Source organism: Streptomyces sp. NPDC030245 (assembly GCF_055572995.1).
This window is the reverse complement of record NZ_JBVICF010000007.1, coordinates 407,226-432,105: the sequence shown is the minus strand read 5'-3', so window position 1 is coordinate 432,105 and position 24,880 is coordinate 407,226. Positions and strand designations below refer to the sequence as shown.

The following is a 24,880-nucleotide window of genomic DNA, read 5'->3' as shown; positions in this document are numbered from 1 at the left end:
GATCATGCCTTCCGGATCGCTCCAAGGCATGCGAGGGCGGGCATCCGGGTCACGGGAGCTGACGCCGGCCAATCTCTGATGCGGTTCCCATCCGGTCCCGATCCACTCCCTGTACAGAGAAAGGATCTCTGTTCAGGTGATCGGCCGGCCCGTTCCGTTCAATTCGATCCAATTGGTGCAAGAAGAGCTCTCGGCCGACAATGCCACGGATCGCTTCGGCGCGCGCCCAGTCGGTGGCTACTCGTCCCAATCCGGTCCGTGCGAGGATCGGGGTGTCACAGAAGACAACGGAAGGCAGATCGTGGCTGAGCAGCTTTACGCCACCCTGAAGACCAACCAGGGCGACATCGAGATCCGGCTTCTGCCGAATCACGCGCCCAAGACGGTCAAGAACTTTGTTGAGCTCGCTCAGGGCGAGCGCGAGTGGGTTCACCCGCAGACCGGCAAGAAGACGACGGACCGTCTGTACGACGGCACGGTCTTCCACCGCGTGATCAGCGGCTTCATGATCCAGGGCGGTGACCCGCTGGGCAACGGCACGGGCGGTCCGGGCTACGAGTTCGAGGACGAGTTCCACCCCGACCTCGCCTTCGACAAGCCCTACCTGCTGGCGATGGCCAACGCCGGCCCGGGCACCAACGGCTCGCAGTTCTTCGTGACCGTCTCGCCGACGGCGTGGCTGACCCGCAAGCACACCATCTTCGGCGAGGTCGCCAACGACGCCGGCAAGAAGGTCGTGGACGCCATCGCGGCCACCCAGACCAACCCGCGCACCGACCGCCCGGTCAACGACGTGGTCATCGAGTCCGTGGTCATCGAGACCCGCGACGCCTGATCCGCGCGACCGCGCGTTTTCGCGAGGGAACCAAACCGCCCCGCCCATCCGTAGAGGAAGGGCGGGGCGGCGCGTTGCCACGTGTGCCGTCACAGTGCCTTTGTACGGAGATTGAGGGGGACCCCATGGACCAGGCGCCAGGCAGCCCGCAGGAGCCACAGGGTGCGTCGGGCCTCCCCGGCTGCTACCGGCATCCGGACCGCGAGACCGGTATCACCTGCACGCGCTGCGAGCGTCCCATCTGCCCCGAGTGCATGATCAGTGCCTCGGTCGGCTTCCAGTGCCCCGAATGTGTCCGCACCGGCTCCGGCACGGGTCACGCGCCGACGGCCACCCAGCCGCGCACGGTCGCCGGCGGCGCGGTCACCGCCGATCCGCGCCTGGTCACCAAGGTCCTGGTGGGGCTGAATCTCGCCCTGTTCCTGGTGCAGTTCGTGGTCGGGGACCGCTTCACCGACCGGTTCGACCTGCTGGGGCGGGCCTTCGTGCCGGAGTTCGGCACGGTCGAGGGTGTCGCCGAGGGGCAGTGGTACCGCCTGGTGACGGCGATGTTCCTGCACAGCAGCGTCATGCACATCGCCTTCAACATGCTCAGCCTGTGGTGGATCGGCGGCCCGCTCGAAGCCGCCCTCGGCCGCGTTCGCTACCTCGCGCTCTACCTGGTCTCAGGGCTCGCGGGCAGCGCCCTGACATATCTCCTCGAAGAGCCGTTCCGGCCCTCGGTGGGGGCGTCCGGAGCGATCTTCGGTCTGTTCGGCGCGACGGCCATCCTGATGCGGCGCCTGAACTACGACATGCGACCGGTCATCGCACTGCTTGCGATCAACATGGTGATCACCTTCTGGTGGCCCAACATCGCCTGGCAGGCCCACGTCGGCGGGCTCGTCGGGGGCGTCATCGTCGGTTACGCGATGGTCCACGCGCCCCGCGAGCGGCGGAGCCTCATCCAGTACGGCAGCTGTGCGCTGGTGCTCGTCGCGGCTGTGGTCATGGTCCTCGTCCGGACCGCTGAGCTCACCTGACGTACCGGGTTGTCCACAGCGTGTGCCGAATCCTGTGCATGTTGTGGGGAACAGCCGTGCCCCTCATCGCTGACCTGGGTTTTCCCAGCAAGGACAAGGGGCGGGCGAGGGGGAGAGACCTGGTGGGCCAGTCACACCGGCGTCAACCGGCCGAGGGTTATCCACAGATCTTCAGACCTTTTTCCACTCATGTGGATAGCGCTGTGGATAACTCAGGGCAGGGCTTGCTTTCGGCGAGCCGCCCACCCCGATCAGCGAGCTACTTCCACTGAGTGGAGACGCCGAATCCAGCCGCGATGAAGCCGAAGCCGACCACGATGTTCCAGTTCCCCAGCGGGTCGATCGGCAGCTTGCCGTCCGTGACGTAGAAGACGACGATCCAGGCGAGCCCGATGAGGAACATCGCCAGCATCACCGGAGCCACCCAGCTGCGATTCGTCAGCTTGATGTTCGTCGCCTTCTTGGCGGGCGGCGGAGTGTAGTCGTCTGCCTTCTTGCGGATACGTGACTTCGGCACGAGGGTCTCTCCTGTCGATGCGCTGCGTGGCCGCGCAGGTAACTGTGGTCTGGCGCCTGGCGGGGCACTACTAAGGAGCTGAAGCCTCCCCCGGGCGTCCGTTAGCGTAGTGCTTCCAAGGCGCTGAAGGAGATAAGGGTACGTTGAGCAATTCTGCCGACCCTCACAAAGGTGCCGGTCGTCGCCCCCGATGGCGTCCGGTTCGGGTGCTTACGGGTGCTGTTTTCGCACTCGCCGGGCTGATCTTCTTCACCAGTTTCAACACGGCCAAGGGCACCAACATCCGTACCGACGCGTCCCTGCTGAAACTCTCCGACCTCATTCAGGAGCGCAGCCACAAGAACGGCAAGCTCGACGAGTCCAACGGATCCCTCCGCGACGACGTCGAATCGCTCGCCGAGCGTGACGGCGGCGGCACCAAGGCGGACGGTGCCCGGCTCAAGGCGCTCGAGGAGAACGCCGGCACCAAGAAGCTCAGCGGCAAGGCGGTCACCGTCACCCTCGCCGACGCCCCGCCCAACGCCACCGCCAAGCTCCCCGGCTACCCCGAGCCCCAGCCCAACGACCTGGTCATCCACCAGCAGGACCTCCAGGCCGTGGTCAACGCGCTCTGGCAGGGCGGCGCCAAGGGCATCAAGGTCATGGACCAGCGCCTGATCTCCACGAGCGCCGTGCGCTGCGTCGGCAACACGCTGATCCTCCAGGGCCGCGTCTACTCCCCGCCGTACAAGGTGACCGCCGTCGGCAACCCCGACAAGCTCAGGAGCGCCCTCGCGGCGTCACCCGAGATCCAGAACTACATGCTGTACGTCAACGCGTACGGGCTCGGCTGGAAAGTGGACGACGACGGAGCGGTGACTCTTCCCGGCTACTCGGGCACAGTGGATCTCCACCACGCGAAGCCGGTGGAATGACCGTGGAGTAGCCGCCATAGCCGCCTGTGGGGGGTCGGGTGTCCGTGCGAGTGATGGTCAGGACGTTCAGCGAACTGTGCATCACCGTCGGCACGCTGATCGTGCTCTTCGTCGCGTACGTCCTGTTCTGGACCGGCGTGAAGGCCGACAGTGCCATGGACAGCCAGATTGACGAGTTGCAGGACCGGTGGGCGCAGGGCGCCGTCTCGACGGGGACCGACGAGAAGCCGGCCGAGACCTCGCCGCAGGCACCCACCCCCTACAAGGACGGCAAGGCCTTCGCCGTCATGTACATCCCGCGGTTCGGTTTCACGTGGAACAAGCCGGTGCTCCACGGCACCGGAACCGACGTCCTCAAGAAGGGCCTCGGCCACTACGCCTCCACCGCCAGGCTCGGCCAGAAGGGCAACTTCGCCGTGGCGGGCCACCGCCGCACCTACGGCGACCCCTTCAAGGACTTCCCGAAGCTGCGCCCCGGTGACGCCGTCGTCCTGACGGATGGCGCGACCTGGTTCACGTACCGCATCGACAAGAAGCCGTACAAGACGCTCCCCGGCGACATCGGCGTCATCGATCCCGTGCCGCGTAAATCCGGCTACGACGGGCCGGGCCGTTACCTCACGCTCACGACCTGCGAACCGGAGTGGGGCCACAGCCACCGGCTGATCGTCTGGGCACATCTCGACGCGACGCAGCCCGTGGAGGCAGGGAAACCGGAGGCACTGCGCCGTTAGTCTGGTGCGGTACGGCGCGGGAGGCCGGGTCGCACGCGACGGAAGGGACGGCATGTACGGCTGGATCTGGCGGCATCTGCCGGGAAACGCATGGGTGAGGGCACTGATTTCCCTGGTGCTCGTCCTCGCGGTGGTCTATGTGCTGTTCCAGTACGTCTTCCCGTGGGCGGAGCCGCTGCTGCCCTTCAACGACGTTACGGTGGACGGCCAGTGAGCACCGCAGGCGGCGCCCGCAGCCGCATCCTCGTCGTCGACAACTACGACAGCTTCGTCTTCAACCTCGTCCAGTACCTGTACCAGCTGGGTGCCGAGTGCGAGGTGCTGCGCAACGACGAGGTCGAGCTGCGGCACGCGCAGGACGGTTTCGACGGCGTACTGCTGTCGCCGGGCCCCGGCACCCCGGAACAGGCGGGTGTCTGCGTCGAGATGGTGCGGCACTGCGCCGCCACCGGCGTGCCTGTCTTCGGTGTCTGCCTCGGCATGCAGTCCATGGCGGTGGCGTACGGCGGCGTGGTGGACCGGGCCCCGGAGCTCCTGCACGGCAAGACCTCGGCCGTCCGCCACGAGGGCAAGGGTGTCTTCGCGGGCCTGCCGTCCCCGTTCACGGCGACCCGTTACCACTCGCTGGCCGCCGAGCCCGCCACCGTACCGGCGGAGCTGGAGGTCACCGCGCGGACGGAGGACGGCATCATCATGGGCCTGCGCCACCGTGAACTCGCCGTCGAAGGCGTGCAGTTCCACCCCGAGTCGGTCCTCACCGAGCACGGCCACCTCATGCTCGCCAACTGGCTGGCGGAGTGCGGCGACACCGGCGCCGTCGCCCGATCGAGCGGGCTCGCCCCGGTGGTGGGCAGGGCCACGGCGTGACGGCGCCGGGGCCCGAGCGTCCGGGCGACCCGCTGACGGGTCCGCTCCCGGGGGAGCACCCTTCCCCGTGGTTCCGCAGCGGTCCCGCGGAGCCCGCACAAGCGGAGTCGGGGCTGCGGCCGGCGCCGGAGCCTCAGCCTGAGCCCACGTACCAGGAGCTGTACGGCGCGTACGCCCCCGAGCAGCCCGCGCCCCCGTACGAGCCGGTCCGGGACGACGAGACGATGGGCCTGCGGGCCGTCGACACGCGGCGAATAGCAGAACCGGTGCCCGTCCGCCCCACGGAGGGCAGAGCCGCCCGCCGCAAGGCCGCCAAGAAGGGGGCCAGGCGCCCCGTGGAGCCCCGCCCGGGCGTTCCCCTCACGCGTGTCGAGGCCCGGCGCGCGGAGCGTGCCCGCAGGCCGTCGCCGGGAGCGGTGATCAGCCGGGGGCTCGGCGAAGTCTTCATCACCGTCGGTGTCCTGATGCTGCTGTTCGTCACGTACCAGCTGTGGTGGACGAACATCCGTGCCCAGCAGCAGGCGGACGGCGCCAAGCACGACCTCCAGGAGAGCTGGGCCAAGGGCGAGGGCAAGCCCGGGACCTTCGAGCCGGGGCAGGGCTTCGCGCTGCTGCACATTCCGCGTCTCGACGTCGTCGTGCCCGTCGCCGAGGGCATCGACAAGCAGAAGGTCCTCGACCGCGGCATGGTCGGGCACTACAACGAGGGCGCCACCAAGACCGCGATGCCGGACGCCAGGACGGGCAACTTCGCGGTCGCGGGCCACCGCAACACGCACGGCGAACCGTTCCGCTACATCAACCGCCTGGAGCCGGGCGACCCCATCGTCGTGGAGACGCAGGACAAGTACTTCGTCTACAAGATGGCGAGCATCCTGCCGCAGACCGAACCCGGCAACACGAGCGTGATCGGTCCCGTTCCGCCGGGTTCGGGCTTCACCAAACCCGGCCGGTACATCACACTGACCACCTGCACCCCGGAATTCACGAGCAAGTATCGGCTGATCGTCTGGGGCAAGATGGTCGAGGAACGACCGCGCGACAAGGGAAAACCGAGCGCGCTCGTGAACTAGAACCGTGAACTAGAACGGTGAGAACGGGGCAGATCCAGTGGCAGCCACGACCGACGACGAGAAGCAGGCCGAGGCGCCGGCCTCCTCTCCCGCTCCCGCACCACGGCGGCGCGGCCGCGGCCCGATCGCCACGGCGGTCAGCGTCTTCGGCGAACTCCTCATCACAGCGGGCCTCGTGCTCGGCCTGTTCGTCGCCTACTCGCTCTGGTGGACGAACGTCATAGCCGACCGCGAGGCGCACCGGCAGGGCGACCAGGTCCGCGACCACTGGGCGGAGGGCCGCGGCCCGGTCGGCCTCGACACCAAGGACGGCATCGGCTTCCTCCACGTACCCGCGATGGGCGACGGCGACATCCTCGTCAAGGCGGGCACCGACAGCGAGCTCCTCAACGACGGCATCGCGGGCTACTACAAGAAGCCCGTCAAGTCGGCCCTTCCCCAGGACAAGAAGGGCAACTTCTCGCTGGCCGCGCACCGCGACGGTCACGGCGCGAAGTTCCACAAGATCGACAAGATCAAGAAGGGCGACGCGATCGTCTTCGAGTCCCGGGACAAGTGGTACGTCTACAAGGTGTACGCGACGCTGCCCGAGACCTCGAAGTACAACGTGAAGGTCCTCGACCCGATCCCGAAGGAGTCGGGCGCGAAGAAGGCGGGCCGCTACATCACGCTGACGACCTGCACGCCGGTCTACACGTCCCGCCACCGGTACGTGGTGTGGGGCGAGCTGGAGCGGGTCGAGAAGGTCGACGACAAGCGGACGCCGCCGGCGGAGCTGAAGTAGCCCCCCGGCCTGCCGTCCCGCGCGTACGCGGAAGTCCTCCCGCGGACACGAAGAAGCCCCGGCACCGCTCAGCGGTACCGGGGCTCCTTGATGCTGCTTGGCCGGGATCAGTCCCTGAAGGGATCGTCCCACCCGTCCCGCCGGCCGCTGTGGTCACGGTTGTCCCGGTCCGACATGCCGCCGATGATGTCGCCCCATCCGCCGTCGCCGCCGTTCCCGCCACCGCCGTTGCCGTTGCCCCCGCCACCCGCGGTGGTCAGGTTGACCGCGGTGCCCGGCGCCGCCTTCTCACCGGCGTTCGGCGTGGAGAGGACCACGAGTGCGTCGTCGTCCTGCGGCCCGGTGATGGAGCCGACCGTCAGGCCGGCGTCCTCGATGGCCTTGCGGGCGTCCTTCAGCTTCTGGCCGGTCAGGGGCGGCACGGTGGCCTCCTCGGCCTCCTTGGCGACCTGGACGTTGACCGTGGAGCCGGGCTCGGCCTGCGTGCCGGCGGCGGGCGTGGTCTTGATGACCTTGCCCTCGTCGACGTCCTCGCTGGCGACGTCCTGGCGGGCGGCCGTGAAGCCGTTCGCCTTGATCTGCTTCTCGGCGGCCGCGTAGTCGAGGCCGGTCACGTCGGGGACGCTGTTCAGCTTCTTCTCCTGGGCGACGGTGAGCGTGATGGTCTCGCTCTTCTCCGCCTTGGAGTCACCCTTCGGGTCCTGACCGATGACCGTGCCGGCGGACCGGTCGGACTCCTGCAGTTCCTTCTCGATGTTCGTGAAGCCCTTGTCCTCGAGCTGGCTCTCGGCCTCTTCGAAGCTCAGGCCCTGGACGTCCGGGACGGTGATCTTCGGCGTGCCCGTCGAGACGGTCACCGTGATGGTGTCGCCCTTCTTGACGTCGGCGTTCACGCCCGGGTCCTGGGAGCAGACCTCACCCTTCGGGAACTTCGCGCACGGCTTGCGCTTGCCGATCTCCAATTCGAGGCCGACGTTCTTGGCCGACCGCTTCGCCTCGGCCTCGGTCTCACCGATGAGCTTCGGGGCCTTGATGGTCCCGTCGCCCCCGCCGTCCCCGCTGAACGCCCACTTCCCGATGAGGATGGCGCCCACCAGGACCAGGACACCGGCGACGACGAGCAGCCACGTCGACGTGTTGCTCTTCTTCTGGCGGCGGCCGCGGCCCTCGTCGTAGCCGTAGCCCCCGTCGTCCGGGTTGACCGGCGGCATCATCGACGTCTGGCCGCCACCGGCCTGCGGGCGGAGCATCGCGGTCTGCTGGTCGGCTCCGTACCCCTCGGCGCCGCCGTAGCCGACCGCGCCCATGGCGGCGGTGGCGGCGACGGGCTGGCCGTCGAGGCAGGCCTCGATGTCGGCGCGCATCTCGTCGGCCGACTGGTAGCGGTAGTCCGGGTCCTTCGTCAGCGCCTTGAGGACGATCGCGTCCATCTCGGGCGTGATCTCGTTGTCGAAGACGCTCGGGGCCTGCGGCTCTTCCCGCACGTGCTGGTAGGCCACCGCGACCGGCGAGTCGCCCACGAAGGGCGGCCGGACCGTGAGCAGCTCATAGAGGAGACAGCCGGTGGAGTAGAGGTCCGAGCGGGCGTCGACCTGCTCGCCCTTGGCCTGCTCCGGCGAGAGGTACTGCGCGGTGCCGATGACCGCGGCGGTCTGCGTCATCGTCATGCCGGACTCGCCCATGGCGCGGGCGATGCCGAAGTCCATGACCTTGACCTGGCCGTTGCGCGTCAGCATGACGTTCGCCGGCTTGATGTCGCGGTGCACGATGCCGCTGCGGTGCGAGTACTCCAGGGCCTGGAGGATGCCGATCGTCATCTCCATGGCCCGCTCGGGCAGCAGCTTGCGGCCGGAGTGCAGGAGCTCGCGCAGGGTGGAACCGTCGACGTACTCCATCACGATGTACGGGATGGAGACCCCGTCCACGTAGTCCTCGCCGGTGTCGTAGACCGCGACGATCGCCGGGTGGTTGAGCGAGGCGGCAGACTGGGCCTCACGGCGGAACCGGGCCTGGAACGACGGGTCGCGGGCGAGGTCGACTCGCAGCGTCTTCACCGCCACGGTGCGACCGAGGCGGGTGTCGTGCGCGAGGTAGACCTCCGCCATCCCACCACGGCCGAGCACCTGGCCCAGCTCGTACCGGCCGCCGAGGCGACGCGGCTCTTCCATAGCTATTCCAGCCCTCTCCGTCGGTCCCGACCGCACCGTTGTGTGGTCCGGCGGTGTGCTGTCCGGGCATACGGTACCCGGCTCCACTTACGTGACCCGGCCGCGACCGTCACCCGATACCGGACCGGTACCGCAACGTGCACCGATGTGGAGGGGCCGTGACGGGGGTCACTTCTTGCTTTCGATGACTGCCTTCATCACGTCCTTGGCGATGGGCGCCGCGAGCCCGCCACCGGAGATGTCCCCGCGGTCGGCGTCGCTGTCCTCGACCACCACGGCGACGGCGACCGGGGAGCCGGAGTCCGTCTTCGCGTACGAGATGAACCAGGCGTACGGGTTCTCGCTGTTCGCGACGCCGTGCTGCGCCGTACCCGTCTTGCCTCCGACAGTGACGCCGGGGAGCTGCGCCTTGGTTCCGGTGCCCGTCTTGACGACCGTCTCCATCATTTCCTGGAGCTTCTGGGCGTTCTCCTTGGAGAGCGGCTCGCTCATCTCCTTGGGCGAGTGCTTCTCGATGACGTCGAGGTTGCGCGCCTGGAGCTCGCTGACCATGTACGGCTCCATGAGCGTGCCGTCGTTGGCGATCGCGGCGGTGACCATGGCCATTTGCAGGGGCGTCGTGGCGGTCTCGAACTGGCCGATGGAGGAGAGCGCGGTCTGCGGCTTGTCCATCTCCTCCGGGAAGTTGGAGGCGTTGGAGCGGACCGGGACGAACTGCTGGCTGTTGAAGCCGAACTTCTTTGCCGTCTCCAGCATCTTGTCCTTGCCGAGATCGGAACCGATCTTGCCGAAGACGGTGTTGCAGGAGATGCGCAGCGCCTCACGCAGCGAGACGTTCTTGCAGGGGATGTTGTTCTCGTTCTTCAGCGGCGTCGTGGTGTTCGGCATCGTCCACGGCAGCGGCGAGTCCGTCTTCTCGTCGATGCTGTTGTAGAGGCCGTGCTCCAGGGCGGCCGCCGCCGTGACCACCTTGAAGGTGGAGCCGGGCGGATAGGTCTCGCGCAGCGCGCGGTTGACCAGCGGCTTGTCCTTGTCCTTGTCGAGCTCGATGAACTTCTCGGCTTCTTCGTTGGTGTTGCCGGCGAAGTCGCCCGGGTCGTACGACGGGGTGGAGGCCAGCGCCAGGATCGCGCCCGTCGACGGGTCGATCGCGGCGACGGCGCCCTTGCCCTTGTTCTTCAGGCCTTCGTACGCGGCCTTCTGCGCGGCGGAGTTGAGGGTCGTGACGACATTGCCGCCCTCCTTCTTCTCGCCGGTCAGCATGTCGAGCGTGCGGCGGAAGAAGAGCCGGTCGTCGTTGCCGGTGAGGATGCCGTCGTCGATGCTCTCCAGCTGGCTGGCGCCGATGCGCTGCGAGGAGTAACCGGTGACGGGGGCCCACATGGGCCCGTCCTTCCAGGTGCGCTTGTACTTCAGGTCGCTGTCGGGCGTGGCCTTGGAGCCGGTGATGGGCTTGCCGTCGACGATGATGTCGCCGCGCGGCTGGGAGTAGCGCTCGATGGTGACGCGGCGGTTCTTCTCGTGCTTGGCCAGCGAATCCGCCTGGACGTACTGGAGCCAGTTGTCCCGGGCGAGCAGGGCAAGGATGAGCAGCCCGCAGAAGATCGCGATCCGGCGCAGGGGCTTGTTCACGGTCGGACCACCTGGGTCATTTCGGCGTCGGGGTTCGGGGCGGGGGACGGGGCCGGGCGGCGCGCGGTGTCGCTGATCCGGATCAGGATGCCGATCAGGGCCCAGTTGGCGATGACGGACGAACCGCCGTTCGCGAGGAAGGGCATGGTCATACCGGTCAGCGGGATGAGACCCATGACGCCGCCGGAGACGACGAAGACCTGGATGGCGAAGGCTCCGGAGAGACCGATCGCGAGGAGCTTGCCGAACGGGTCGCGGGCGGCGAGCGCCGTGCGGACACCGCGCTCCACGATCAGGCCGTAGATCAGCAGGATGGCCATGACGCCGGCCAGACCCAGCTCCTCGCCGAAGGTGGCGAGGATGAAGTCGGAGTTGGCGGCGAAGCCGATGAGGTCGGAGTTGCCCTGGCCGAGGCCGGTGCCGAGGACACCGCCGGAGCCGAACGCCATCAGGGACTGGGCGATCTGATCGGTCTGCGCCAGGGTCTCGGGGGCGAACGGGTTCAGCCAGGCGTCCACGCGCTGCTGCACGTGCGGCTCGAAGGTGGCCACGCCGACCGCGCCGACCGCGGACATCAGCAGACCGAACACGATCCAGCTGGTGCGCTCGGTGGCGACGTAGAGCATCACGACGAACATGCCGAAGAACAGCAGCGACGTACCGAGGTCGGTCTCGAAGATCAGGATGAGGATCGACATCGCCCAGACGACGACGATCGGACCGAGGTCGCGGCCGCGCGGCAGGTACAGGCCCATGAAGCGGCGGCTGGCCAGGGCGAGCGCGTCCCGCTTCACCATGAGATAGCCGGCGAAGAAGATGGCGATCACGATCTTCGCGAACTCACCGGGCTGGATGGAGAAGCCGGCGACGCTGATCCAGATCTTGGCGCCGAACACGTTCCTGCCGAGGCCGGGCACGAGCGGCAGGAGCAGCAGGAAGAGCGCGGCGACCATGGAGATGTACGTGTACCGCTGAAGGACACGGTGGTCCTTGAGCAGCATCAGCACGGCCACGAAGAGCGCGATGCCGATGGCCGAGTACATCAGCTGCCTGGGCGCCGACGGGCTGAACGAACCCGTGGCGAGCTTGCCGAGGCGTTGCAGCTTCTCGGACTGGTCCAGGCGCCAGATGACGACCAGGCCGAGGCCGTTGAGCAGCGTGCCGAGCGGCAGCAGCAGCGGGTCCGCGTAGGCCGCGAAACGGCGGACCACGATGTGGCCCACGGCGGCGAGGAGCCCCAGCCCGAGGCCGTAGCCGAGCATGCCGGACGGCAGCTTGCCGTCGAGCGCCAGGCCTACGTTGATGTAGGCGAACAGCGGGATGACGACCGCGAACGCGAGCAGCGCGAGCTCGGTGTTGCGCCTGCTCGGCGCTCCGATCGCGCCGATCGTCGACGTATGTGTAGTACTGCTCATGGCGTGCAGAGGCCCCCAACGGCTGCTTACTGCTTACCGCACAGCGGGACCAGCTTCTGCTCATCCTCGGAGAGGCTGGGGCCGGGTGTGGGAGTCGGTGCGGTCTTGGACTTGTTCTTGTCGGTGGTGCTGTTCTTGTCGTCCCTGTTCGTGCCGGACGACGGGTCGGTCGGGTCCGGGATCGGCGCCTTGCGCAGCCCGGTCGTGCCGCCTGCCTCGCCTTCGCCGGTCCTGGCGTTGTTCTCGCGCTCGACCTTGCGGCGCTCGGCGTCCTTCTTGCAGGCGGAGGCCTGCACGCTGAGCTCCTCGATCTTGCTCTTGGCGTCGTCGAGGTTGTCCTCGGGGATCGTCCCCTCGACCTGCTTGCGCTGGTACGGCGGCAGGTACTTGAGTTCGATCTCGGGGTGGTCCTTCTCGACCTTCGACAGGCTGACCCACGCCAGGTCCTGGTCGATGCCGCGGTACAGGGCGATGTGCTCGTCCTTGGTGCCCACGTAGTACTGGGTCTGCGTCCAGCGGTAGCCGCCGTAGAGACCGCCGCCGATGACGGCGAGGGCGAGCACTCCGTAGAGGGATCTCTTGAGCCACTTGCGGCCGCCGCCGGGCTTCACGAAGTCATCGTCGTCGTACGCCCCGAAGCTGCCCTCGGGGACGTACCCCGCGGTGTCGCCGCTGCCGGGCGGGCCGAAGCCTCCTCCGGAGGGCTGGGGCGGCACCGGACGGCCGAGGCCCGACGCGCGGCCCGCGGGGGTCTGCATCGCGCCGTCGTCCTGCGACTGGAGCTGGTTCTCGGCGACCGCGCCGACCACCACGGGGGTGTCGGACAGCTGGCCGGCGAGGGTGTCACCGCTGTCGATGTCCAGGACGTCGGCGATGATCACCGTGATGTTGTCGGGGCCGCCGCCGCGCAGCGCGAGCTGGATGAGCTCCTGCACGGTCTCCTGCGGGCCCTGGTAGGACGCGAGGGTTTCCTCCATGGTCTGGTGCGAGACGACTCCGGAGAGACCGTCCGAGCAGATCAAATACCGGTCACCGGCGCGGACTTCACGGATCGACAGGTCGGGCTCGACGTGGTCGCCGCTGCCCAGCGCGCGCATGAGGAGGGACCGCTGCGGGTGGGTGGTGGCCTCTTCCTCGGTGATGCGGCCCTCGTCGACGAGGCGCTGCACCCAGGTGTGGTCCTGGGTGATCTGCGTGAGGACGCCGTCCCGCAGGAGGTACGCGCGCGAGTCGCCGACGTGTACGAGGCCGAGGCGCTGGCCCGTCCACAGGAGGGCGGTCAGGGTGGTCCCCATGCCCTCGAGCTGGGGGTCCTCCTCGACCATCATGCGCAGCTGGTCGTTGGCCCGCTGCACGGCGGTGCCGAGGGACGTCAGGATGTCCGAGCCCGGCACGTCGTCGTCGAGGGTGACGAGCGTCGAGATGACCTCGGAGCTCGCGACCTCGCCCGCGGCCTGGCCCCCCATGCCGTCGGCGATCGCGAGGAGACGCGGGCCGGCGTAACCGGAGTCCTCGTTCCCCTCCCGGATCATGCCTTTGTGCGATCCGGCGGCGAAGCGCAAAGACAGACTCATGCGCACCTCGCCCGTCGGCTCCGGGTACATCCGCACGGTGCCCACCCTCCGGTCGGGAGCGCGCCGGCGTCCAGTGCCTGGACAGCCGCTTCGGCTCGCTCGCTCCGCTCGCGCTCATTCATGATGTAGCACTACTTCCGCAGCTCAATGACGGTCTTGCCGATGCGGATCGGCGCGCCCAGCGGAACGGGCGTCGGGGTGGTGAGTCGGGTCCGGTCGAGATACGTGCCGTTGGTGGACCCGAGATCCTCGACGATCCACTGGCCGTCACGGTCCGGGTAGATCCTGGCATGCCTGCTGGAGGCGTAGTCGTCGTCCAGGACGATGGTGGAGTCGTGCGCCCTGCCGAGCGTGATGGTCTGCCCCTGCAACGCGACCGTCGTCCCGGCGAGGATGCCCTCGGAGACGACGAGCTTGCTGGGGGCGCCGCGCCGCTGGCGGCCTCCACCGCTCTGCTGCTGGCGCTGCGCAGGAGGTGCGGCCTGCTGCTGGCGGGCGGCCTGCTGCGGCCGCTCCCGCCGCGAACCGCGCTGTGTGACGCGCGTCCCGAACAGGTCGCTGCGGATGACCTGGACGGCCACGATCACGAACAGCCACAGAACAGCTAGAAAACCTAGCCGCATGACCGTCAGGGTCAGCTCTGACATTGCCCCCGCTTCACCCTTCGGCTTGCCGGTAAACGATGGTGGTTTGGCCCACGACGATCCGCGAGCCGTCGCGGAGCGTAGCGCGGGTGGTGTGCTGCCCGTCTACCACGATGCCGTTGGTAGACCCGAGATCCTGGATCGTCGAGGGCGTTCCGGTCCGGATCTCACAGTGCCGGCGGGATACGCCGGGGTCGTCGATCCGCACATCGGCGTCGGTGCTGCGTCCCAGCACCAGCGTCGGGCGGGAGATCTGATGGCGATTGCCGTTGATCTCGATCCAGCGCCGCACCTGGGCGCCCGGGAGTGGTCCGGCACCGGGACCCTGGGGTCTGCTCAGGGCCGGGGACTGCCCACCGGGGCGGCCCGCGCCCGGCGGTGGAGCGGCAGGCATGGGAGGTGCGCCGCCCGGGGCTCCGGAGGGAGGCTGCGGGTACCCGTAACCGCCGGCGCCGCCCGCGCCCACGCCGCGGCCCGGGGCCGCCGGGCCGCCGGGGCCCGCCGAGGGCGCCTCGGGCCCCTGGGAGCTGCTGGAGGCGAGGGTGCGGCTGCGCACGCGGTACAGGCCGGTGTCGAGGTCCTCGGCCTTCTCCAGGTGGACCTTGATGGGGCCCATGAAGCTGTAGCGCTGCTGCTTCGCGTAGTCGCGGACCATGCCGGAGAGCTCGTCGCCGAGCTGGCCCGAGTACGGACTGAGCCGCTCGAAGTCGGGGGCGCTGAGCTCCACGATGAAGTCATTGGGGACGACGGTCCGCTCGCGGTTCCAGATCGTCGCGTTGTTGTCGCACTCCCGCTGGAGTGCGCCGGCGATCTCGACAGGCTGGACCTCGGACTTGAACACCTTGGCGAAGGTGCCGTTGACCAGACCTTCAAGTCGCTGCTCGAACTTCTTCAGGACTCCCATGGGGCACCTCCTCCGTCGTAGTCATCCTGGTACTGCTTACTGATCGTATCCACGCGCCGGGAAATCGGCTGGTTCCCCCTGTCCGCCCAGTCGACGAGTGTCGCCTCTCACAAGACATGCCCGCGCCGGTGTCCAAGGATCCTCGCAGGACCCCTGACGGGACCCTGATCTGTGGCCCCGGGAACCCCGTACGGGCAGCTGCTCGGGACGTCTGCTCGAGCCTCCTTTTACAACGGATCGTAGAGGGGGGCCAAAGCCAGTGTCCCGCACCTGGCTGTGGACCTCGGCGAGCGCGGCCGAGGCGGGTGAAGACGTGGCCTGGGTGCGGGACGCGACGGAATCGGCCCGAGGGGCGGGTGGGACCCGGCCGGGACCGGGGGGAAGCTTCTGAGGCCAGGTGCCCGCCACGAACGGATGTGAATCCACCCGTTGCAGCGTGCTAATCTTCTGGATGTCGGCAGGCGCTCGCACCAAACAGTGAGAGACCCAAAGACAACACCCATGCGCGGGTGGCGGAATAGGCAGACGCGCTGGATTCAGGTTCCAGTGCCCGCAAGGGCGTGGGGGTTCAACTCCCCCCTCGCGCACCACGAGGAAGCGGTCCTCCTCCGGACGAAAGTCCGGAAGGGGGCCGCTTCTTTTTGTCTCGGCGCTCCCTTTCATGCTGCGGCGCTCCGTTTCGTGGCCTGGCGCTCCCTTTCGTGCTCTTGAAGCGTGTGACGAGGGGGCGAGTGTGGCGTGGTGATGTATGTCACCGAAGTTATCCACAGGCCCTCACGGCGGTCGACGAGCGGCGGTACGGTCGAGGCCGGATCTGGAATTGGCCGATAGCCGGCGGGGGCGATGGGCATGGTGCAGCTCGACGGGAAGGTTCCCGGGCAGCGGGAGCGGCAGCGGCAGGGGCAGGAGCAGGGGAGCGAGCGGCTGCCGCGGGTGGCGGGGTTCGCCGAGTGGCCCGCGCAGGGGGCGCCGAAGAGGGAGGGCAAGGCGCTCCGCCGGCAGGTGCCCCGCTCCGCGCACGCGGAATTCGTGGTGGATGGCGGGCGGCCGGATCCCGTGGCCGCCGTGGAGGAGTCCAGCCGCAGCCGGCTCCCCGAGCTCGCGCCGATCCGGGTCGGCAGGATGGCCGCCTCACCCTTCGCGTTCCTGCGGGGCTCCGCGGGACTCATGGCGTACGACCTCGCGCGCACCCCGCTGACCGGTATCGGCGCGCAGATATGCGGCGACGCGCACGCGGCGAACTTCGGGCTCTACGGAGACGCGCGGGGCGGCCTCGTCATCGACCTGAACGACTTCGACGAGACGGTGCACGGGCCCTGGGAGTGGGACCTCAAGCGGCTGGCTGCCTCTCTGGTGCTCGCGGGGCGCGAAGCAGGCGCGAGCGAGGACGTCTGTGAGGAGGCGGCACTGGGCGCCGCCGGGGCCTACCGCCGCACGATGCGGCTCCTCGCCAAGCTCCCCGTGCTCGACGCGTGGAACGCCATCGCGGACGAGGAGCTGGTCTCGCACACTGACGCGCGTGATCTCCTCGGCACCTTGGAAAAGGTCTCCGAGAAGGCCCGGCAGAACACGAGCGCGCGCTTCGCGGCGAAGTCGACGGAGTCCGTCGAGGGCAGTGACGGTTCCGAGGGGCGGCGCTTCGTCGACGCTCCGCCCGTACTGCGGCGCGTGCCGGACGAGGAGGCAGCCTCGGTGGCCGCCTCGCTCGGTGAGTATCTGGGCACGCTGACGGAGGACAGGCTGCCGCTGCTCGCGCGTTACGCGATCCAGGACGTGGCGTTCCGCGTCGTCGGCACGGGCAGCGTCGGGCTCCGCTCGTATGTGGTGCTGCTGCTCGACCACCGGGGCGAGCCGCTGGTGTTGCAGGTCAAGGAGGCGAGGCCCTCAGCGCTGCTGCCGCATCTGCCGGTGGCCGGTTTCAAGGCCCCGGAGACCATGCACGAAGGGCACCGGGTGGTGCTCGGGCAGAAGCGGATGCAGGTCGTCAGCGACTTTCTGCTCGGGTGGACGACGATCGGCGGACGGCCCTTCCAGGTAAGGCAGTTCAGGAACCGCAAGGGCAGCGTGGACCCGGCCGCACTGGCCGCCGACCAGCTGGACGACTACGGCCGCATGACCGGCGCCCTGCTGGCCCGCGCGCACGCGCACAGCGCGGATCCTCGCCTCATAGCGGGGTACTGCGGCAAGAACGACGAGCTGGACGGGGCGATAGCGCGCTTCGCGACGGCGTACGCGGACCGCACGGAGGCGGATCACGCCCTGCTCGTGAGGGCGGTCAAGGAGGGACGACTGGCGGCGGAGTCGGGGGTGTGAGGCGTCGGGACGTGAGGGAGGTCAGGGGCGTGCGGTGGGGGCGTACGCGGCGTGGCGGTGCGGGCTTCATGGGCGAGGCGCCCGGTGGCCTACGCTGGACGAGTGACGATCCCGGAAGCCGAGCCGACGCAGCCCGAGACTCCTGAGACTCCCCCGGAGGGAGCGCAGCGGTCCGGACCCGAGGGGCGTCCCGAGGGGCGGCTCAAGGAGCAGCTGAAGGCACGGCTCAAGGAGCGGTCCGAGGCGGGTTCTGAGGAGCGCTCTGAGGGACGGTCCGCCGAGGACGGTTCTTCCTCCGCGGGGCGGCCGTCCGCGGAGCGGTCGTCGTCTGCGGGGCGTCCCGAGGAGCGGCTCGAGAAAGCCGTGCGCGCTGCCGAGCAGGCGTTGATCGAGTACGAGATCGCGCTGGAGACCTTCCGCGTGGAGGTGGAGAACTTCTCCCGCCTGCACCACCAGAAGCTCGGCCCCATGTACGCCCGCCTCGACGAGCTCGACGCGCAGATCGCCGAGGCCACCGCCGCCCGCACCGGCGACCCCGAGGACCGGCGCAAGGCGGACGAGGCGCGGGCCCGCGTGATGCCGATGCCCGGCGTCGAGGAACTGTTCCACGGCTGGATGGACGGCGAGGGGCTCTACCCCGAGGCCGCCGCGATGCTCACCGATCAGTCGGTCCGGCCGCCGCAGCGGGTGCGCCCGAGCGAGGAGGCCCGCAAGCTCTACCGCGAGCTGGCCCGCAAGGCGCATCCGGACCTGGCGCAGGAGGAGGGCGAACGGCAGCGGCGCGAGGAGTTCATCACGCGTGTCAACGCCGCCTATGCCCGCGGTGACGAGGCGATGCTGCGCGAGCTGTCCGAGGAGTGGGCCGCGGGGCCGGTGCCCGAGGAACAGCGACTCACCCGCAGCGAGGAGCTGTACGCCAGGCTCGAGTGGCTGGCCCAGCGCAAGGAGCTCCTCTCGGTCCTCGCCAAGGAGCTGGAGGAGAGCGCGATCGGTGGGATGCTGCGGCTCGCTCCCGACGACCCGGACACGCTGCTCGACGAGATCGCCGAGCAGCTGCTCGCCCAGGTCGCCGAGCGTGAGGCGGAGCTGGAGCGGCTGCGCGGCTGACGGTGCTGCCCGTCGGGTAGCGTCGGGGGCATGGTTTTCGGATCTCAGGTGCCCACGGTCGGCATCGACGACCTCACGAGCGGTGACTTTCTGCTGGACGTCCGGGAGGACGAGGAATGGCAGGCAGGTCACGCCGCGGGCGCGCTGCACATTCCGATGAGCGAATTCGTGTCCCGCTACGGTGAGTTGACCGAGGCGGCGCCGCAGGACGGAAAGGTCAACGTCATCTGCCGGTCCGGCGGGCGTTCGGCCCAGGTCACCATGTACCTCGGGCAGCAGGGCATCGACGCGGTGAACGTCGCGGGCGGCATGGAGGCGTGGGCGGCCGCCGGACGGCCCGTCGTCGACGACAAGGGCCAGCCGGGCACCGTGATCTAGGACGGGCTTCAGCCGAGTGCGTGGGCGGCCAGTAGGTCGCCCAGTGCCTCCTCGTGGGCCGCCGCCGGGCCGAGGGAGAGCTCCAGCTGCTTGGCCCAGGCGTGATAGCGGTGCAGGGGGTAGTCCGTGTCGGCGCCGAAGCCGCCGTGCAGGTGCTGGGCCGTCTGCACGACCCTTCGTACGCCGTCCGACGCCCAGATCTTGGCGACGGCCACGTCTCCCGCTGCGGGCAGGGCGCCGTCCGCGCCTGTGCTGATGCGCCAGGCGGCCTGCCAGAGGGTGACCTCCATCGCGCGCAGGTCGATGTAGCGGTCGGCGGACTGCACGGCCACCGCCTGGAACGTGGCCACGGGGTGCCCGAACTGCTCCCGCTTGCTGGTGTATTCGCTGGTCATACGGAGGACGCTTTCGCCGAGGCCCAGGGCGAGCGCGCAGGTTCCGGTGGCGAGCAGGTCGCGCAGCCGGTCCCAGGCGCCGTCGGCCTCGATGACGTCGGAGGCGGCGACGCGGACGGCTGCCAGGTGGAGCTCGCCGAGGCGCTCGCCGTTGGTGGAGGTCTGTTCCGCGACGGTCATGCCCTCGTGGATGCGGGGGACGAGTGCGAGGACGGTGTGTCCTTCGGCGGTGTGGGCGGGAACGACGACGAGGTCGGCGTTCTGCGCCCAGGGCACGCCCGTCTGGAGACCGTCCAGTACCCAGCTGTCGCCGTCGCGCTGTGCGGTGACGGCCAGCTCGGCCGGGTCGTGTCCGGTGCGGCCGTTGGCGGCGACTGTCAGGACGAGGTCACCACGGGCGGCCGCGGGCAGGACCTTTTGCCTCAACTCGGCCCCGCCATAAGTCTGTACGGCGGACGCGGCTGCGCTGCTTTCCAGGAGCGGGACCCGTGCGAGCACCTTCGCGGACTCGCGCAGGACCAGGCACAGCGCGATGGGGTCCAGGCCCACACCGCCGTGCTCGGAGTCGATGAGCACGCCCAGGAGGTCGGCGTCGGCGAGGCGGGACCACAAGGCACGGTCGAAGTCCTCCGCGACGGCGCCGGGCGTGAGGGCGGGGCTCGGCACGCCGTCCGGCACGACGTCGGCGAAGAGGGCCTTCGCCGCCTCGACCACGGCCTGCTGTTCCTCGGTGAAGGTGAAGTCCACTGTCCGTCCTCCCGTGCCCCGGCCGTCCCGCTTCCGCCAACCTGACGGGGCGTCAAGATAGAACAGGTTCTATCGGAAGGGAACAGGCGCGGCACGGGGGCGAGGGCGGGGCGTGGTCAGGGGCCGGGGACGGAGGTGGGTGGGGTCAGCGGTCGAAGTCCAGCTCCACGGTGTCCGTCGCCGGACGGGACTGGCAGGCCAGCACATAACCGGCCTCCGTCTCCTCCGGCTCCAACGCGAAGTTACGGTCCATCCGCACTTCGCCGGATACGCAGAACGCCCGGCACGTGCCGCAGACCCCGCCCTTGCAGGCGTAGGGGGCGTCGGCGCGGTTGCGCAGCACCGTTTCGAGAAGAGTCTCGCCCTCCAGCACCGGCCAGGTGCCCGAGCGGCCGTCGAGGGTCGCCGTCACCGTGCTGTGCGCGGGCGCCGGAGCCGAGGGTGCTGCGGGCACGCCCGCGTCGTCCACGTGGAAGATCTCTTCGTGTACGCGGCTGCGGGGGACGCCGAGGCCGCGCAGCGTCCGCCCCGCCCCCTGCACCAGGCCGAACGGCCCGCACAGGAACCAGCCCTCGATGTCCGACACCGGCAACAGCGCGGGCAGGAGCGCCGCGAGCCGCTCCTCGTCGAGCCGTCCGGAACCGAGACCCGCCTGCTGCTCCTCCCGGGAGAGCACGGTCACCAGCTGAAACCGGTCGGGCCAGCGGTCCTTCAGGTCGGCGACCTCTTCGAGGAACATCGTCGAGGCGGCGGTGCGGTCGCTGCGTATGAGGCAGAAGTCCGCCTTCGGCTCGCGCTCCAGGAGCGTCGTGACGATCGAGAGCACCGGGGTGATGCCGCTGCCGCCGACGACCGCCGCATAGCGCCCGGGGGCGGGGTCCAGGGTGAAGCGACCGGCCGGAGTCATGACCTCCAGCTCGTCACCGACGGTGACTTCCTTGAAGGCGTACGTGGAGAAGGCGCCGTCCTCGACGAGGCGCACTCCGACGCGCAGGGCCGCGGGACCCTCCGGGGACTCGGGGGGTGGGGCGGGGGAGCAGATCGAGTACGTACGCCGGATCTCCGTGCCGTCGACGAAGCGGCGGATGGCGAGGTGCTGGCCCGGGGCGAAGCGGTACTCCTCGCGGAGCGGCGGTGGCACGTCGAACGTCAGCGTCACGGAGTCGTCGGTGAGCCGGTCGACCGCCGCAACCCGGAGCGGGTGGAAGCGGGCCATCACAACTCCTTGAAGTGGTCGAAGGGCTCGCGGCAGGAAGCGCAGCGGCGCAGTGCCTTGCAGGCCGTGGACGAGAAGCGGCTGAGCAGTTCGGTGTCGGTCGATCCGCAGTGCGGGCAGCGGATCGACAGGCTCAGGGGGACGGGTCCGTCCGCCGTGTGGGAGCGCGGGGGCGCTATGCCGAACTCGGCGAGCTTGCGGCGGCCTTCGGCGCTGATGTCGTCCGTCGACCAGGCGGGGGAGAGGACCGTCCGCACCGCGACCTCGACCATGCCCCGGTCGCGCAACACTTGCTCGATGTCGGCGGACATGGCTTCTATCGCCGGGCAGCCCGTGTACGTGGGGGTCAGCTCGACGTCGACCTTGCCGGGGGCGAGGATCTGGACGCCGCGCACCACGCCGAGCTCGCCCAGCGTCAGCACGGGCAGCTCGGGGTCGGGCACCGAGCCCGCGAGGGCCAGGAGCTCCGCCTCCAGAGCGGTGGGCGCGGTCGTCACCATGATGCCCCCGGGTGGCTGCGGTGCAGGTGCTGCATCTCGGCGAGCATCCGGCCGAACGGCTCGGTGTGCAGGCCCTGCCGGCCGGCTCCTGCCGTCCACGCGCCGGACTGGGGTCCTTCGGGCACGGTCAGGGTCGCCCGCTCGATGACCGTCGTCACCGAGGTGGTCCAGCTGTCCCGCAGCGCCTGCCAGTCGGCGTCCAGGCCCGGGACCGGCTGGAACATCTCGCCGGTGAACCGCCACAGTGCGTCGAGGCCACGCTGCATGCGCTTGTGGCTCTCCTCCGTGCCGTCGCCGAGCCGCAGGGTCCACTGCTCGGCGTGGTCCTGGTGGTAGGCCACCTCCTTGACGGCCTTCGCGGCCAAGGGGGCGAACTCGCCGTCCCCCGCCGCCAACTGGCCGTACAGAAGGGTTTGGTAGGTGGAGAAGTAGAGCTGGCGGGCGATGGTGTGGGCGAAGTCGCCGTTCGGCTGCTCGACCAGCTGGAGGTTGCGGAAGGCGCGCTCCTCGCGGAGGTACGCCAAGGCGTCCTCGTCGCCGGCCGTGGAGAGCAGGATGCGGGCCTGGCCGAGCAGGTCGAGGGCGATGTTCGCCAGGGCGACCTCCTCTTCGAGGACCGGTGCGTGTCCCGCCCACTCCCCCAGCCGGTGGGAGAGCACCAGGGCGTCGTCGCCGAGGGCCAGGGCGGGGAGGGCCGCGGCGTCGGCTGTGGAGAGGGCGGGGGCCGGGGTGGCGGTCACAGGTGCTTCACCCCTTCCGGGATCTCGTAGAACGTCGGGTGGCGGTAGGGCTTGTCGCCGGCCGGTTCAAAGAAGGAGTCCTTCTCGTCCGGGGAGGAGGCGGTGATCTCGGTGGACGGCACGACCCAGATGGAGACGCCTTCGCTGCGGCGCGTGTACAGATCGCGGGCGTTGCGCAGGGCCATCTCGGCGTCCGGCGCGTGCAGACTGCCCGCGTGGGTGTGGGAGAGACCGCGACGGGAGCGGACGAACACCTCCCACAGCGGCCAGTCGGTCGAGCTGCTCATGCTGTCGCCTCTCCGTGCTCTGTCTGCTTTTCGGCGTACGCCGCGGCGGCTTCCCTGACCCAGGCGCCTTCTTCATGTGCGCGCCGACGCTGGGTGATGCGCTGGTCATTGCAGGGGCCGTTGCCCTTGAGGACGTCCCAGAACTCGGTCCAGTCGATGGGGCCGAAGTCGTAGTGCCCCCGGGATTCGTTCCACACGAGGTCCGGGTCGGGGAGTGTCAGGCCGAGCGATTCGGCCTGGGGGACGCAGATGTCCACGAAGCGCTGGCGCAGCTCGTCGTTCGAGTGGCGCTTGATCTTCCACGTCATGGACTGCTCGGAGTGCGAGGACTCGTCGTCGGGCGGGCCGAACATCATCAGGGAGGGCCACCACCAGCGGTTCACCGCGTCCTGGGCCATGTCGTGCTGGGCCTGGGTGCCGCGGCTGAGGGCGAGCAACGACTCGTAACCCTGGCGCTGGTGGAAGGACTCCTCCTTGCAGACGCGGACCATCGCGCGTGCGTACGGACCGTACGAACAGCGGCACAGGGGGACCTGGTTGGTGATCGCGGCGCCGTCCACGAGCCAGCCGATCGCGCCGACGTCCGCCCAGGTCAGCGTGGGGTAATTAAAGATCGACGAGTACTTCTGGCGGCCTGAGTGCAGCTTGTCGAGCAGCTCGTCGCGGCTGGTGCCGAGGGTTTCGGCCGCGCTGTACAGATACAGGCCGTGGCCGGCCTCGTCCTGCACCTTGGCCATGAGGATCGCCTTGCGCCGCAGGGAGGGGGCGCGCGTGATCCAGTTGGCCTCCGGCTGCATGCCGATGATCTCGGAGTGCGCGTGCTGGGCGATCTGACGGACCAGGGACGCGCGATAGGCGTCCGGCATCCAGTCGCGCGGCTCGATGCGCTCGTCGGCGGCGACCGCCGCGTCGAAAGCGGCCTGGTGCGCTGCCGTGCGCGCTGCGGAGTCCGCGGCGGGCACGACGGCCTTGTCCGGCTCCGTCCCCGCCGCCTGGTGTGCGGCTGCTGTCGCCATCTCTCGGCCCCCTCGACCTTGAGCGAACCGCCCGACCGATCGTTCGGTTCGTTGAATTCAATGGTGCGGTCCTCCGCCATAAGGTGTCAACCCTGTGGATAACTTCACGGACGCTGTGCGTGACGGTCGGGCCTGAGTACCGTTCCGGCGGCAGGGTTCGGTGCGGGAACGGGGAACGGGGAACGGGGCGGAATGGACGGGTACGACAAGGTCCCGGGCGGTGGGACCGCCGGGCCCGGTGAGCCCGGCGAGCCCGCGCCGAGGGGGCCGGAGAGGCCGGAAGGGCCGGAGGGGTCGGAAGGGCCGGAGGGAGTTGCCGGGCCGGAGGGAGGGGCGGAGTCGGCCGGGTCCGCACCAGAGCCGGCAGCGGCCGAACCCGGGATCGCCGGACTCAGGCTCGGATATCAGATCGCAGCTGCCTGTGCCTTGGTGGTCGTCGCGGTGGCCGCCTGCGTCCACATAGGGATGCTCTTCCTCCACGTCGCGCCGTCGAACACGCTGACCAAGCAGCACGGGGACGTGATCGACGAGTGGATCTACCCCGAGTTCGAGCAGAACTGGAAGCTCTTCGCGCCCAACCCGTTGCAGCAGAACGTCGCGGTGCAGGCCCGCGCGGAACTTCGTACGGCCGAAGGGGGCGTACGGACCACGGACTGGTTCGAGCTCTCCGCCGAGGACGGCGCCGGCATCGACGGAAGCCTGCTGCCCAGCCATACGCAGCAGAATGAACTCCGCCGCGCCTGGGACTTCTACGTGGGCTCGCACGACTCGCAGAATCGTCCCGTCGGCCTGCGCGGTCAGCTCTCCGAGCGCTACCTCCGCCGCATCGCGTACATGCGGCTCGACCGGGAAGAGCCGGGCGGCAAGGGCGACGAGATCGCGCGCGTGCAGATGCGCTCGAAGACCACCAACGTGCGGCCGCCGAAGTGGAGCGACGAGAAGGTCTCCCTCAAACCGGCCTACCGGGTGCTTCCGTGGTGGTCGGTGGAGCCCGATGATCTGCCGCTTGCCGACGATCCACCGCTTGCCGGTGAGCCCGGTCAGCCGGACCGTGCGCGTGCGCGCACCGAGGGGGTGGGACGGTGATCCGCTTCGAAC

At 69.3% G+C, this 24,880-nt stretch carries 24 protein-coding genes and 1 tRNA gene; 12 read left to right on the top strand and 13 right to left on the bottom strand.

All coding sequences use genetic code 11. The features are described 5' to 3' along the window. The first annotated feature begins 301 nt into the window (after positions 1 to 301). Together ACZ4Z4_RS21585 and ACZ4Z4_RS21580 are read left to right on the top strand one after the other, a co-directional pair. Entirely contained in the window at positions 302 to 835 is a 534-nt protein-coding gene (locus ACZ4Z4_RS21585) for a peptidylprolyl isomerase (protein ID WP_468329408.1), read from the top strand. 125 nt (positions 836 to 960) lie between these two features. Beyond that, positions 961 to 1,857 (top strand): rhomboid family intramembrane serine protease, encoded by an 897-nt coding sequence (locus ACZ4Z4_RS21580; protein WP_468329405.1) that lies wholly within the window; start codon positions 961 to 963, stop codon positions 1,855 to 1,857. Between the two features lie 259 nt (positions 1,858 to 2,116). Here the strand turns inward: ACZ4Z4_RS21580 and crgA are convergent, their stop codons facing one another. Continuing rightward, positions 2,117 to 2,374: a cell division protein CrgA gene (gene crgA / locus ACZ4Z4_RS21575; protein ID WP_055563960.1), complete on the bottom strand. Its 258-nt coding sequence runs from the start codon at positions 2,372 to 2,374 to the stop codon at positions 2,117 to 2,119. Positions 2,375 to 2,517: 143 nt separating this feature from the next. Here crgA and ACZ4Z4_RS21570 point away from each other — a divergent pair, with 143 nt between their 5' ends. The 5 genes from ACZ4Z4_RS21570 to ACZ4Z4_RS21550 all read left to right on the top strand — a co-directional run bounded on the left by ACZ4Z4_RS21570 (position 2,518) and on the right by ACZ4Z4_RS21550 (position 6,746). Further along, a complete protein-coding gene (locus ACZ4Z4_RS21570; RefSeq protein ID WP_468329402.1) occupies positions 2,518 to 3,288 on the top strand; it encodes a DUF881 domain-containing protein in 771 nt (256 codons plus the stop codon). A 44-nt stretch (positions 3,289 to 3,332) separates the two neighbouring features. Next, entirely contained in the window at positions 3,333 to 4,022 is a 690-nt protein-coding gene (locus ACZ4Z4_RS21565; protein WP_468329470.1) for a class E sortase, read from the top strand. Positions 4,023 to 4,232: 210 nt separating this feature from the next. Next, complete coding sequence (locus ACZ4Z4_RS21560) at positions 4,233 to 4,889, top strand: aminodeoxychorismate/anthranilate synthase component II (protein ID WP_468329399.1); 657 nt, start codon at positions 4,233 to 4,235, stop codon at positions 4,887 to 4,889. Then, entirely contained in the window at positions 4,886 to 5,962 is a 1,077-nt protein-coding gene (locus ACZ4Z4_RS21555) for a class E sortase (RefSeq protein ID WP_468329396.1), read from the top strand. Before ACZ4Z4_RS21560 ends, ACZ4Z4_RS21555 begins: the two co-directional genes overlap by 4 nt. 37 nt (positions 5,963 to 5,999) lie before the next feature. Next, on the top strand, positions 6,000 to 6,746 hold the full coding sequence (locus ACZ4Z4_RS21550; RefSeq protein ID WP_468329393.1) for a class E sortase: 747 nt from the start codon (positions 6,000 to 6,002) through the stop codon (positions 6,744 to 6,746). Between the two features lie 107 nt (positions 6,747 to 6,853). On the opposite strand, the gene pknB is transcribed toward ACZ4Z4_RS21550, so the two are convergent. The 6 genes from pknB to ACZ4Z4_RS21520 all read right to left on the bottom strand — a co-directional run bounded on the left by pknB (position 6,854) and on the right by ACZ4Z4_RS21520 (position 15,083). Continuing rightward, complete coding sequence (pknB, locus tag ACZ4Z4_RS21545; protein WP_468329390.1) at positions 6,854 to 8,914, bottom strand: Stk1 family PASTA domain-containing Ser/Thr kinase; 2,061 nt, start codon at positions 8,912 to 8,914, stop codon at positions 6,854 to 6,856. Positions 8,915 to 9,082: 168 nt separating this feature from the next. After that, positions 9,083 to 10,546 (bottom strand): peptidoglycan D,D-transpeptidase FtsI family protein, encoded by a 1,464-nt coding sequence (locus ACZ4Z4_RS21540; protein ID WP_468329387.1) that lies wholly within the window; start codon positions 10,544 to 10,546, stop codon positions 9,083 to 9,085. Beyond that, positions 10,543 to 11,961: an FtsW/RodA/SpoVE family cell cycle protein gene (locus ACZ4Z4_RS21535; RefSeq protein WP_468329384.1), complete on the bottom strand. Its 1,419-nt coding sequence runs from the start codon at positions 11,959 to 11,961 to the stop codon at positions 10,543 to 10,545. The genes ACZ4Z4_RS21540 and ACZ4Z4_RS21535 overlap by 4 nt, the downstream gene beginning before the upstream one ends. A 26-nt stretch (positions 11,962 to 11,987) precedes the next feature. Continuing rightward, positions 11,988 to 13,535, bottom strand: coding sequence for a Stp1/IreP family PP2C-type Ser/Thr phosphatase (locus ACZ4Z4_RS21530; protein WP_468329381.1), 1,548 nt, complete (start codon positions 13,533 to 13,535; stop codon positions 11,988 to 11,990). Positions 13,536 to 13,666: 131 nt separating this feature from the next. After that, positions 13,667 to 14,182 (bottom strand): FHA domain-containing protein FhaB/FipA, encoded by a 516-nt coding sequence (locus ACZ4Z4_RS21525; protein WP_468329378.1) that lies wholly within the window; start codon positions 14,180 to 14,182, stop codon positions 13,667 to 13,669. 10 nt (positions 14,183 to 14,192) lie between these two features. Further along, positions 14,193 to 15,083 carry an FhaA domain-containing protein gene (locus ACZ4Z4_RS21520; protein WP_468329375.1) on the bottom strand — a complete coding sequence of 297 codons (891 nt, stop codon included), beginning with the start codon at positions 15,081 to 15,083 and terminating at the stop codon, positions 14,193 to 14,195. Between the two features lie 503 nt (positions 15,084 to 15,586). Here ACZ4Z4_RS21520 and ACZ4Z4_RS21515 point away from each other — a divergent pair. From ACZ4Z4_RS21515 to ACZ4Z4_RS21500, 4 genes are all read left to right on the top strand, one after another. Further along, a tRNA-Leu gene (locus ACZ4Z4_RS21515) sits at positions 15,587 to 15,673 on the top strand. Positions 15,674 to 15,932: 259 nt separating this feature from the next. Continuing rightward, complete coding sequence (locus ACZ4Z4_RS21510; protein WP_468329372.1) at positions 15,933 to 17,396, top strand: DUF2252 domain-containing protein; 1,464 nt, start codon at positions 15,933 to 15,935, stop codon at positions 17,394 to 17,396. 102 nt (positions 17,397 to 17,498) lie between these two features. Next, positions 17,499 to 18,503, top strand: a complete 1,005-nt coding sequence (locus ACZ4Z4_RS21505) for a hypothetical protein (RefSeq protein WP_468329369.1) — start codon at positions 17,499 to 17,501, stop codon at positions 18,501 to 18,503. Between the two features lie 48 nt (positions 18,504 to 18,551). After that, complete coding sequence (locus tag ACZ4Z4_RS21500; RefSeq protein ID WP_468329467.1) at positions 18,552 to 18,881, top strand: rhodanese-like domain-containing protein; 330 nt, start codon at positions 18,552 to 18,554, stop codon at positions 18,879 to 18,881. A gap of 8 nt (positions 18,882 to 18,889) precedes the next feature. Here the strand turns inward: ACZ4Z4_RS21500 and ACZ4Z4_RS21495 are convergent, their stop codons facing one another. The 6 genes from ACZ4Z4_RS21495 to paaA all read right to left on the bottom strand — a co-directional run bounded on the left by ACZ4Z4_RS21495 (position 18,890) and on the right by paaA (position 23,782). Then, the gene (locus tag ACZ4Z4_RS21495) at positions 18,890 to 20,023 is read right to left on the bottom strand and encodes an acyl-CoA dehydrogenase family protein (protein WP_468329366.1); all 1,134 of its coding nucleotides are present in this window, start codon (positions 20,021 to 20,023) and stop codon (positions 18,890 to 18,892) included. A gap of 145 nt (positions 20,024 to 20,168) precedes the next feature. Further along, positions 20,169 to 21,239 (bottom strand): 2Fe-2S iron-sulfur cluster-binding protein, encoded by a 1,071-nt coding sequence (locus tag ACZ4Z4_RS21490; RefSeq protein WP_468329363.1) that lies wholly within the window; start codon positions 21,237 to 21,239, stop codon positions 20,169 to 20,171. After that, positions 21,239 to 21,739, bottom strand: coding sequence for a 1,2-phenylacetyl-CoA epoxidase subunit PaaD (paaD, locus tag ACZ4Z4_RS21485; protein ID WP_468329360.1), 501 nt, complete (start codon positions 21,737 to 21,739; stop codon positions 21,239 to 21,241). Before paaD ends, ACZ4Z4_RS21490 begins: the two co-directional genes overlap by 1 nt. Then, on the bottom strand, positions 21,733 to 22,479 hold the full coding sequence (gene paaC, locus ACZ4Z4_RS21480) for a 1,2-phenylacetyl-CoA epoxidase subunit PaaC (protein WP_468329357.1): 747 nt from the start codon (positions 22,477 to 22,479) through the stop codon (positions 21,733 to 21,735). Before paaC ends, paaD begins: the two co-directional genes overlap by 7 nt. Next, a complete protein-coding gene (gene paaB, locus ACZ4Z4_RS21475; protein ID WP_030972485.1) occupies positions 22,476 to 22,766 on the bottom strand; it encodes a 1,2-phenylacetyl-CoA epoxidase subunit PaaB in 291 nt (96 codons plus the stop codon). The genes paaC and paaB overlap by 4 nt, the downstream gene beginning before the upstream one ends. Next, the gene (gene paaA, locus ACZ4Z4_RS21470) at positions 22,763 to 23,782 is read right to left on the bottom strand and encodes a 1,2-phenylacetyl-CoA epoxidase subunit PaaA (protein ID WP_468329354.1); all 1,020 of its coding nucleotides are present in this window, start codon (positions 23,780 to 23,782) and stop codon (positions 22,763 to 22,765) included. The genes paaB and paaA overlap by 4 nt, the downstream gene beginning before the upstream one ends. Before the next feature lie 192 nt (positions 23,783 to 23,974). Here paaA and ACZ4Z4_RS21465 point away from each other — a divergent pair, with 192 nt between their 5' ends. Continuing rightward, complete coding sequence (locus ACZ4Z4_RS21465; protein WP_468329351.1) at positions 23,975 to 24,868, top strand: DUF5819 family protein; 894 nt, start codon at positions 23,975 to 23,977, stop codon at positions 24,866 to 24,868. Positions 24,869 to 24,880: the final 12 nt, after the last annotated feature.

Excerpts from the sequence above, each read along its gene's own strand:
- paaB (WP_030972485.1), bottom strand. The coding sequence starts at position 22,766 with ATGAGCAGCTCGACCGACTGGCCGCTGTGGGAGGTGTTCGTCCGCTCC.
- ACZ4Z4_RS21530 (WP_468329381.1), bottom strand. The coding sequence starts at position 13,535 with ATGAGTCTGTCTTTGCGCTTCGCCGCCGGATCGCACAAAGGCATGATC.
- ACZ4Z4_RS21525 (WP_468329378.1), bottom strand. The coding sequence starts at position 14,182 with ATGTCAGAGCTGACCCTGACGGTCATGCGGCTAGGTTTTCTAGCTGTT.
- paaA (WP_468329354.1), bottom strand. The coding sequence starts at position 23,782 with ATGGCGACAGCAGCCGCACACCAGGCGGCGGGGACGGAGCCGGACAAG.
- pknB (WP_468329390.1), bottom strand. The coding sequence starts at position 8,914 with ATGGAAGAGCCGCGTCGCCTCGGCGGCCGGTACGAGCTGGGCCAGGTG.
- ACZ4Z4_RS21510 (WP_468329372.1), top strand. The coding sequence starts at position 15,933 with ATGGTGCAGCTCGACGGGAAGGTTCCCGGGCAGCGGGAGCGGCAGCGG.
- ACZ4Z4_RS21520 (WP_468329375.1), bottom strand. The coding sequence starts at position 15,083 with ATGGGAGTCCTGAAGAAGTTCGAGCAGCGACTTGAAGGTCTGGTCAAC.
- paaD (WP_468329360.1), bottom strand. The coding sequence starts at position 21,739 with ATGGTGACGACCGCGCCCACCGCTCTGGAGGCGGAGCTCCTGGCCCTC.
- ACZ4Z4_RS21580 (WP_468329405.1), top strand. The coding sequence starts at position 961 with ATGGACCAGGCGCCAGGCAGCCCGCAGGAGCCACAGGGTGCGTCGGGC.
- ACZ4Z4_RS21535 (WP_468329384.1), bottom strand. The coding sequence starts at position 11,961 with ATGAGCAGTACTACACATACGTCGACGATCGGCGCGATCGGAGCGCCG.
- ACZ4Z4_RS21490 (WP_468329363.1), bottom strand. The coding sequence starts at position 21,239 with ATGGCCCGCTTCCACCCGCTCCGGGTTGCGGCGGTCGACCGGCTCACC.
- ACZ4Z4_RS21465 (WP_468329351.1), top strand. The coding sequence starts at position 23,975 with ATGGACGGGTACGACAAGGTCCCGGGCGGTGGGACCGCCGGGCCCGGT.